This is a genomic window from Mycetohabitans sp. B3 (assembly GCF_021498065.1).
GTDB lineage: Bacteria > Pseudomonadota > Gammaproteobacteria > Burkholderiales > Burkholderiaceae > Mycetohabitans.
Map to the genome: position 1 here is coordinate 1 of NZ_JAHLKN010000013.1, position 9,712 is coordinate 9,712.

A 9,712-nucleotide genomic window follows, 5' to 3' on the forward strand; every position below is an offset into this window, starting at 1 on the left:
GACATCGACATCGACATCGACATCGACATCGACATCGACATCGACATCGACATCGACATCGACATCGACATCGACATCGACATCGACTCGGGCATCGGACGCCCGTGGCACGGCGTGCGTCGCGTCGGTGGTGAACTCGCGCCACGAATGCGGCGCGGGACGAAGGTTCACGGATGCACGGCGAACGCTGTACCGGCCCCTGCGCCCAAGGCTACGCCGGTGGCTGCCGTGGTGTGACGTCGGCAGTGGCCGAGGCGCTACGCTGGTTGTTGTCCAGGATCGTGATGGCACTCAGGTCCCAACGCGGCTTAACAGTGAACGCATACGACGTATTGGCCGCCGTGGGATTGCGTTGCAGGCGTAGTGCGCCCGCGAGCGCGATCATCGCGCCGTTATCGGTGCATAGTGCGAGGTCGGGATAGTACACGTCGAAGCCGCGCTTGGCGGCAGCGGCACACAGCGCTTCGCGTAACTGGCGGTTCGCGCCGACCCCGCCGGCCACGACGAGCCGCGTCATGCCTGTGCGCTTGAGGGCGGCAACGGCTTTCGCGACCAGTACGTCGACGGCGGCATCAACAAAGCCGCGTGCCAAATCGGCTTTTGCCTGTTCGCAAGCGTTCGAGCCGATTCGGCTCAGATGCGTGAGAACCGCTGTTTTCAATCCACTGAAGCTGAAGTCTAGGTCGCCCGAATGCAGCATTGGGCGGGGCAATTCGACGGCGCCAGGCGTGCCGAACTCGGCCAGCCGCGAAACTTCCGGGCCTCCCGGGTAGTTCAGTCCGAGCAATTTTGCGGTCTTGTCGAACGCTTCACCGGCCGCATCGTCCAGTGTTTCGCCGAGCGTCTGGTAGTCGCCGACATCGGCTACCCGCATCAGTTGCGTATGGCCACCGGAGACCAACAGCGCAACGAATGGAAAGGGCGGTGGCGTTTGTGCGAGCAACGGCGACAGCAGGTGTCCCTCGAGATGGTGAATGCCGATTACCGGCTTGCCGAGCGCCAGCCCTAACGCATTCGCGATGCTGGCTCCGACGAGTAGCGCACCGGCGAGCCCCGGCCCCTGCGTGAATGCGATTGCATCGATTGCGGTGCGCGCCACCCCGGCCTGCTGCAACACCTGCTCAAGCAGTGGCAGCGCGCGCCGAATATGGTCGCGTGACGCGAGTTCTGGCACCACGCCGCCATAGTCGCGGTGCATGGCGATTTGCGAATGCAGTGCGTGTGCAAGTAGCCCGCGCCGGCTGTCGTACAGCGCGAGCCCGGTTTCATCACATGAGCTTTCGATACCGAGGACGAGCATGAGAATCGGACAAAAAGGTGATCGAGCCGGATGCGACTTCGTTTGCGCCACCGGCTTGCCAGATGGCTGGCACGGCGCATGACCCCCGCAACGCAATCAATTAGTATAACAGTGCGGCCGCTAACGTAGCTGGCAAGTCGGTAGAATGCGCGCCATGGAACACTTCGATATCGCCGTAATTGGCGCCGGCGCTGCCGGCATGATGTGTGCGGCTGTGGCCGGCCAGCTTGGGCGGCGTGTCGTGCTGATCGATCACGCACCGCGCGTTGCTGAAAAAATCCGGATCTCCGGCGGCGGGCGGTGCAATTTCACGAACCTGTATGCGGACTGGACCCACTACTTGTCCGAGAACCCGTCGTTTTGCCGCTCCGCGCTCGCCCGCTATACACCGCAGGATTTTCTAGCACTGTTGCGCGCCCATCGTGTTCGGTGGCATGAAAAGCACAAGGGGCAACTTTTTTGCGATGACTCGAGCGAGACGATTATTGACGTGCTCAAACGCGAATGCAGCGCCGGCGGTGTCACGTGGCGCCATCCATTGCAGGTTGCGGACGTGGCTGTCGATACGATGGGGTTTGTGCTGGGCACGCATGCCGGCGCGCTGCGCGCACGGGCGCTCGTGGTGGCAACGGGCGGGCTGTCGATTCCGAAGATTGGGGCGAGCGACTTCGCGTATAGGCTCGCTAAACGCTTTGGTCATAAGCTTGTCGAGCCGCGTCCAGCGCTGGTGCCGTTGACCTTCTCCGCCGCACGCTGGGCGCCGTATGCGATGCTGGCCGGGATATCGATGACGGCACGCGTATCGACAGGCGGCGACAAGCGGCGTGCCGAGTTCGTCGAGGACCTGTTGTTTACGCATCGCGGACTGTCCGGCCCCGGTATTTTGCAGATCTCCAGCTATTGGAACCCAGGGCATGCGGTGTCGATCGACCTATTGCCGTCGTTTGACGTGGCCGGCGCACTGCTTGACGCAAAAGCCGCGTCGCGCCGGCAATTAGCGAACCAGCTCGCTGAATGGATGCCGGTGCGGCTTGCGCAGTGCTGGGCGATCCAGCACCACCTCCCGCCCCAGGCGCGGCTGGCCGATATTGCTGACAAGGCACTGCGTCAACTGGCCAGCGGGCTCCAGCAATGGACGTTGACGCCGGGCGGCACCGAAGGCTTTCGCAAGGCCGAGGTCACGCGTGGTGGCGTCGACACCCGTGAACTATCGTCGACCACGATGATGAGCGAGCGGATGCCGGGCCTATACTTCATCGGCGAGGCGGTGGACGTGACCGGATGGCTGGGTGGGTATAATTTCCAGTGGGCATGGTCATCCGGTGTCGCGGCGGGCCAGGCTGCTGCTGCCGCTGTTGCGCAACGTTAGCCGGACGCTGAGGGCGCAGAATTGTCTGCACGCACATCTGCTATACTGGCACACCTTTGGTGTATGTTGGTGGGATGTGTCCCTTTTTTCATACCTTCGACTGGACATGACGACGATTCGCGTTAAAGAGAATGAGCCTTTTGAAGTCGCGATGCGCCGCTTCAAACGCACGATCGAAAAGAACGGGTTGTTGACCGAATTGCGTGCGCGCGAGTTTTACGAGAAGCCGACCGCGGAGCGCAAGCGGAAAAAGGCGGCGGCGGTCAAGCGCCATTTTAAGCGTTTGCGCAGCCAAATGCTGCCGAAGAAGCTCTACTGATCTAGTATCGCGCCGGCGCGGCAGCCGGGTTGGCGCGATCATCTCGTGAACCTGCACCGCGTGTGCGTGCAGGGCTACTGCTGTGGCAGGCGCTGATGGGACCCGCGTTGCTGCGCAGACCCGCTTGTGGATCGTGTCCCAAGCGGGTTTTTGTGTTAAACGTCGGTTACTGCATGTCACAGTTCCATAGGCGAACCTGGGCCGTTGATGGCAATACGCATGAGCTTGAAAGACCGTATCAATGATGACATGAAAGCTGCGATGCGCGCCCGCGACAGCGAGCGGCTCGCAACCATCCGCCTGCTGCTAGCTGCGATCAAGCAGCGTGAGGTGGACGAGCGCACGGCGCTGGACGACACGGCGATCGTGACGGTCGTCGACAAGTTGATCAAGCAGCGCAAGGATTCGATTTCGCAGTTTCAGTCCGCCGGCCGCGAGGACCTGGCCGCGAAGGAATCGGCGGAACTCGTGGTGCTGCAGCAGTACATGCCTGCCCAGCTGTCCGAGGCCGACGTCGCCGCGCAGGTGCAGGACGCGATTGCGCAAGCGGGCGCGGCCGGTCCCCAGGACATGGGCAAGGTCATGGCATTGCTCAAGAGCAGGCTCGCGGGCCGTGCCGACATGACGACGGTTTCCGCGCAAGTGAAGGCGGCCTTGTCGGCGAAGTAGCGTTGCCAGGGCGACCGTGATTCCGCACTCGTTCCTGCAAGACCTGCTAAACTGCGTCGATATCGTCGACGTGGTGGGGCGGTACGTGCAGTTGAAAAAGGGCGGGGCGAACTTCAGTGGGCTGTGCCCGTTCCACAACGAAAAGAGTCCCTCGTTCACCGTCAGTCCGACCAAGCAGTTCTACCATTGCTTCGGCTGTGGCGCGCACGGCACTGCGATCGGTTTCCTGATGGAACATGCCGGCTTGACGTTTCCCGAGGCTGTCGATGAGTTGGCGCAGTCCGTTGGACTCACCGTTCCACACGAACCCGCGCCGGGTGTATATGGCGGTGGGAGCCCGCCCGGATTGAGGGACGGTACCGATCCGCCGCCTGCCCATCCCGGCACGGCGCGCGCGCTCGTCGACATCATGCAGATCGCGGCCGACTACTATCGCAAGCAGCTTCGGGGCGCGCCGGACGCGATCCAGTACCTGAAGGGGCGGGGCTTGACCGGCGAAATCGCGCTGCGCTTCGGATTGGGCTATGCGCCGGATGGCTGGCAAAACCTCGAGGCAGCATTCGCAAACTATCGCGACGATGCGCTGCTCGACGCAGGTCTGGTGATTGTCAGTGACAAGACGTCGAGCAACGGCGAAGCGCGCCGCTACGATCGCTTTCGCCAGCGCATCATGTTCCCGATCCGTAACGTACGCGGACAGGTGATCGGCTTTGGCGCACGCGTGCTCGATGGCGGCGAGCCGAAGTATTTGAATTCGCCGGAAACGCCGCTATTTAACAAGGGAACCGAGTTGTACGGCCTATTCGAGGCACGTCTTGCGATCCGCGAGAAGGGTTTCGTGCTGGTCGTGGAAGGTTACATGGACGTCGTTGCACTGGCGCAGTTGGGCTTTCCGAACACGGTGGCGACCCTGGGCACCGCGTGTACGCCGGTGCATGTCCAAAAACTGATGCGGCAGACCGACACGGTGATCTTCAGCTTCGACGGTGACGCGGCGGGGCGGCGTGCCGCGCGGCGAGCGTTGGACGCGTGCTTGCCGCACGCGGCGGACAATCGTACGATTCGCTTTCTGTTTCTGCCCGCGGAGCACGATCCGGACAGCTATATCCGTGAGCACGGCGTGCAGGCATTTGCGGACCAAATCGGGCGGGCAATGCCGCTGTCGCAGTTCCTGCTCAACGAGGTGCTGGCGGACAAGGAGATCGACCAGCCGGAAGGACGAGCCAAGGCCTTATATGATGCCAAGCCACTGCTGCAGGCACTGCCGCCCAACGCGCTGAGGGCTCAGATTCTGCACATGCTGGCGGATCGGCTCTCGACGCCCGTCGAAGAAGTGGCGCAGTTCTGCGAAGTCGGCTCGCGCACCGCGCCCGCGGTGCGCGGTACGCCGGCACGTGCCGATCGTCGTCGCGTCACCGGCCACGAGCATCGAGCACTACGCAACGTAATCATGTATCCGCGCATTGTCGCGATGCTCGATGTGCAGGATTGCGACACGCTGGCCACGCTTGCCCGGCAGGGGGCCTTGTTTGCCGAGACGATCGCGCATGCGCGGCAACTGGGGGACGCGGCAGAGTATCGGCTGCTAAAGGACTTGCTGCTTAATTCTCCGAATGCGCCGACGTATGAGGAAATCTTCCGGGAAATTCTGGTCTATGATGAAAACGTGCGTGATTTGCTGCATGCGCCGCCGGACGACGACAGCGCGCAGCGGCGCGATGAGCAGGAGCGGATCGCGGCTGACGAAGTCAGGGCGGTTGTCGCGAAGATGCGTTATGACGCTTGCTGCGAGCGACTTGAAATTTTGTCTCGGCAGCCAAAACTGGAAGGAGAGCAGGCCAGGGAGTTTGCCGAGTTGTCGCAGCGGCGTGCGGAACTGAAGCGTCGGGTCGCGGCATCGGTGCTTGGCGGAGGGGCTTGACCACCGTGCTATAATTGAAGGTTTTCAGCGGAGTTGTTTCCGGGCGACGTCGAATAGAGCGGAATTGCCATGGCAAAGACCAAGCGGAAAAAGGGGTTGGATTAGGTCGGAAGCGCAGGTCGGTGACGGTAAAGGCGACCGGTCCGCGGCGAAACAGGCCCCTTCTCGCATGTGGCGCGCCGGCGAACATCGCGCGATCCGGCCAGCGGGAAGCGACGACGCGGTCCTGCTCGATGGCGAAGTCCGTCGAGCAGGCTCGTGATGTGCGCGGCCGAGAAGTTCCCGAAGCGGGTAAGTCGGCAGGTCGCGGCCGCCGGGCAGCAGCCGGATAGCCGCACTGAGAGAGTATCCACGGTTGAAGCGGCGGCCGTCGAAGAGCCGCAAGTCGAGACCAGAGCCGTAATGGCGACATCCATGACGAAAAAGCTGAACGAAGTACCAGTTGATGAGGAAGCGGGCCAAGTCGATGAGTCGGCCGGCTCGGCCGCGCCGGTGAAGGGTGGCGAGAAGATCAAGGCGCGCGATCGTAGGGCCAAGGAAAAGGCGCTGCTGAAGGAGGCGTTCGCGTCTCACCAGCCGGGTACCGCCGAGGAGCTCGAGGAGCGCCGCTCGAAGCTGCGCGCGCTGATCAAGCTGGGCAAGGAACGCGGCTTCCTGACGTATGCTGAAATCAACGATCACCTGCCGGACAATTTCGCGGAAACCGAGGCGATCGAGAGCATCATCAGCACGTTCAACGACATGGGCGTGGCGGTCTATGAACAGGCGCCCGATGCGGAAACGCTGCTGCTCAACGACAACGCGCCGTCGGTGTCATCCGACGACGAGGTTGAAGAGGAGGCCGAAGTCGCGTTGTCGACGGTGGACTCCGAATTTGGCCGTACGACCGACCCGGTGCGCATGTACATGCGCGAGATGGGCACTGTCGAACTGTTGACGCGGGAAGGCGAAATTGAGATCGCCAAGCGTATCGAAGACGGCCTAAAGCACATGGTTCAGGCGATTTCGGCGTGCCCGACGACGATCGCGGACATCCTTGCGATGGCCGAGCGGGTCGCCAACGATGAAATCCGCGTGGACGAACTGGTCGATGGCCTAATCGATCCGAGCGCGGAGGATGCGGACGGCTTTAGCGCGTCGGATGCGGACGAGATCGAGTCGGAAGCCGACGACGCCGACGAAGGTGACGAGGAAGAGGAAGAAGAGGACGAAGGGGCAGGAGCGGCCGCGGCCAGCGCCGCGCAGCTCGAGGCGCTAAAGCGTGCGTCGCTGGAGCGCTTTGCGCTAATCAGTGAGTGGTTCGACAAAATGCGTCGCGCGTACGAGAAGGAGGGCTACAAGTCCAAGTCATACCTGAAGGCGCAAGAGGCGATCCAGGCCGAGTTGATGTCGATCCGGTTTACCGCCCGCACGGTCGAGCGGCTGTGCGATACGTTACGCGCGCAGGTTGACGAGGTGCGTCAAGTGGAGCGCCAGATCTTGCATATCGTCGTCGACAAGTGCGGGATGCCGCGCGCAGAATTCATTTCGCGCTTCCCGAGTAACGAGACCAACCTAGACTGGGCCGAGCAAATCGTCGTCGAGGGGCATCCGTACAGCGCGGTGCTCGAGCGCAATATCCCGGCGATTCGCGAACAGCAGCAGCGTCTGATTGACTTACAGGCGCGCGTCGTGTTGCCACTGAAGGACTTGAAGGAAACCAACCGCCAGATGGCGGCTGGCGAGCTCAAGGCGCGGCAGGCCAAACGCGAAATGACGGAGGCCAACTTGCGGCTGGTCATTTCGATTGCGAAGAAGTACACGAACCGTGGCTTGCAGTTCCTGGATTTGATCCAGGAGGGCAATATTGGCCTGATGAAGGCGGTTGACAAGTTCGAATATCGGCGGGGCTACAAGTTCTCCACGTATGCGACGTGGTGGATTCGTCAAGCGATTACGCGGTCGATCGCGGACCAGGCGCGCACGATTCGGATTCCGGTCCACATGATCGAGACGATCAACAAGATGAACCGGATCTCACGGCAAATTCTGCAGGAGACGGGGCTCGAGCCGGACCCGGCCACGCTCGCCGAAAAAATGGAGATGCCGGAAGACAAGATCCGCAAGATCATGAAGATCGCGAAGGAACCGATTTCGATGGAAACACCGATCGGCGACGACGACGATTCTCACCTGGGCGATTTCATCGAAGATAACAATACGGTGGCGCCGGCCGATGCGGCATTGCACGCGAGTATGCGAGACGTTGTGAAGGACGTGCTAGACTCGTTGACGCCGCGCGAAGCAAAAGTATTGCGGATGCGCTTTGGTATCGAGATGAGCACGGACCATACGCTCGAGGAAGTCGGTAAGCAGTTCGACGTGACGCGCGAGCGGATCCGACAGATTGAGGCGAAGGCGTTGCGCAAATTGCGACATCCGAGCCGCTCGGATAAGCTGAAGTCGTTCCTTGAAGGCAACTGAGCTTCATTTTGCCTCATAATGATTGATTCGGGCCTCTAGCTCATGCTTGGTTAGAGCAGCGGACTCATAATCCGTTGGTGCCGTGTTCGACTCACGGGAGGCCCACCAATATCTACGCGGGCTTGCGCGCATGTCACGCAGCCCGCGTTTTTTATGGTAGAGAAATTTTGTCCGATCCGCGTGATGGCATTCCTTAAAGTTTCTGTGGCCAGATAAGCGTAGTGCTGCGTGCTAGCATGTGATTGATGCGCGAGGTCCTGTCCGCCATGCTGCGCGATGACAAATTTACCAATTCAAGTCAGCCCTGAACGGTTGAGGAAAGGCATAGGGACATCCTCCAGCCTGCCGCCATTACACAGGGAGGCCGACGCTTATTGTGCTGGTGCGCCGCAGGCGTGCCAATACGGCGGGTTGTATGAAGCTCCGCCGCACATCCATTGTGCCAACTCGTAGCCCGGCCTGGTGTCACTCGGTGTGTGCCTGTAAGCTCGACAGTGACCGCTTGCGATAGTATTTCTCAACCACCGTGAAATGCATGGCAAACGGAGCGGATAGTTCGGCAAAACGCGCATAGCTCACGTTAAATTGTCAAGCACGAAGGCCATCCCAAAAGGAGCCTCGTAGAACATGTGAGACACTGCAGTGCAGGCTTGCCGCGTTGCTTCGACAAGCATCAGGCCCGGCACATGGTCGATTTCATGCTCGAAGAAAAACGGATGGTCTGGTTCAATGATCAATGGAGCAACGAACCGATCCTGCCCATCTCCGGCAGCCGGTATCGGAATTATTCGTTCCACGAAAACATGTCTGAGTTCCGACTTATGAACCAGACGACGCTGCAACCGGCGCCGGCTAGCACTATCGATTTCGTAACGCTCATCCAAAGGGAGGCGCGGGACGTTGTTATTCATTTGAAGGTCTTTACTACAGGAATGGGATCAGTATCTGTAAGGGAGTAGGCACAGCTGCGTCGGCCAATGCGGGATGAACTAGCGCATTAAGCTAATTCGTGCAACTACGCGTTGGGCAGCGCGTCCGCCGAAGGTATAACGGACGATGTGCCTAACATCGATACCGTACGTCCCTGCGTTACTAACCGGCTCTTGTTGATCGAACACTAGCGCGCACGTTTGGCGAAAAGATGTTGCGTGCGTACTGCACGATCACAACCATGGCTGGGAAATGGGGCACGTAGTCAAGCGTGGCGTTCAGAACAGCGTATCGGCCTCGATACTGGAACGCATCCGGCGTTATCTTGTCACCTTGTGCATGCTGCGCGCGCTCGAAGCGCTAGGCGCCACACTGAAACGTCTCGAGCAAGGGGCAGCTCAATGTTGGAAAGGCCCGAAACGGTTGCTGAGCGAGGAATTCACCACGCACGAAACCCGGCGTATCCAAGATCGTGACTCGATGGCCAAGGCCGGGCCCGAAGGTAACCTGATACAGCAATTGAACACAGCCACCACATCTTCGCCACGGAGCGTGGCACCCACAACAAGAGCGCAAACACTCGCACATGCCATCAGGACTACCCAGCGCGATGCCCGCGTGGCGGCAGCAAAACGTGCAATAGCAGCGAATGTCTGGGGTGCGATGGCTGCCCCAGTTTGCGCCGCCGCATGAAATGGGGAGGCAAGCGGCGTGCTGGGGCGGGGGTATGGGGCGTTGTGC

7 protein-coding genes, 1 tRNA gene and 1 pseudogene are annotated in these 9,712 nt (G+C 60.7%); 7 read left to right on the plus strand and 2 right to left on the minus strand.

Annotation, left to right across the window (positions count from 1 at the left end):
* The coding region (locus KQH55_RS03330) for a hypothetical protein (protein ID WP_235090208.1) at positions 1–237 on the plus strand (237 nt) is incomplete at its 5' end.
* Positions 238–283: 46 nt separating this feature from the next.
* Here KQH55_RS03330 and tsaD read toward each other — a convergent pair.
* Positions 284–1,300: pseudogene (gene tsaD / locus KQH55_RS03335) on the minus strand (tRNA (adenosine(37)-N6)-threonylcarbamoyltransferase complex transferase subunit TsaD); the annotation flags it as partial.
* Between the two features lie 145 nt (positions 1,301–1,445).
* On the opposite strand from tsaD, the gene KQH55_RS03340 reads away from it, so the two are divergent.
* The 6 genes from KQH55_RS03340 to KQH55_RS03365 all read left to right on the plus strand — a co-directional run bounded on the left by KQH55_RS03340 (position 1,446) and on the right by KQH55_RS03365 (position 8,149).
* Positions 1,446–2,669: an NAD(P)/FAD-dependent oxidoreductase gene (locus KQH55_RS03340; protein WP_255710690.1), complete on the plus strand. Its 1,224-nt coding sequence runs from the start codon at positions 1,446–1,448 to the stop codon at positions 2,667–2,669.
* Positions 2,670–2,775: 106 nt separating this feature from the next.
* A complete protein-coding gene (gene rpsU, locus KQH55_RS03345) occupies positions 2,776–2,988 on the plus strand; it encodes a 30S ribosomal protein S21 (RefSeq protein WP_013434742.1) in 213 nt (70 codons plus the stop codon).
* Positions 2,989–3,207: 219 nt separating this feature from the next.
* Positions 3,208–3,657 carry a GatB/YqeY domain-containing protein gene (locus KQH55_RS03350; protein WP_076794666.1) on the plus strand — a complete coding sequence of 150 codons (450 nt, stop codon included), beginning with the start codon at positions 3,208–3,210 and terminating at the stop codon, positions 3,655–3,657.
* Positions 3,658–3,673: 16 nt separating this feature from the next.
* Entirely contained in the window at positions 3,674–5,578 is a 1,905-nt protein-coding gene (gene dnaG / locus KQH55_RS03355) for a DNA primase (RefSeq protein ID WP_235090209.1), read from the plus strand.
* A gap of 261 nt (positions 5,579–5,839) precedes the next feature.
* The gene (gene rpoD / locus KQH55_RS03360) at positions 5,840–8,041 is read left to right on the plus strand and encodes an RNA polymerase sigma factor RpoD (protein WP_076785150.1); all 2,202 of its coding nucleotides are present in this window, start codon (positions 5,840–5,842) and stop codon (positions 8,039–8,041) included.
* A 29-nt stretch (positions 8,042–8,070) separates the two neighbouring features.
* A tRNA-Ile gene (locus KQH55_RS03365) sits at positions 8,071–8,149 on the plus strand.
* Positions 8,150–8,616: 467 nt separating this feature from the next.
* Here the strand turns inward: KQH55_RS03365 and KQH55_RS03370 are convergent.
* Complete coding sequence (locus KQH55_RS03370; protein ID WP_076794671.1) at positions 8,617–8,952, minus strand: AfsA-related hotdog domain-containing protein; 336 nt, start codon at positions 8,950–8,952, stop codon at positions 8,617–8,619.
* Positions 8,953–9,712: the final 760 nt, after the last annotated feature.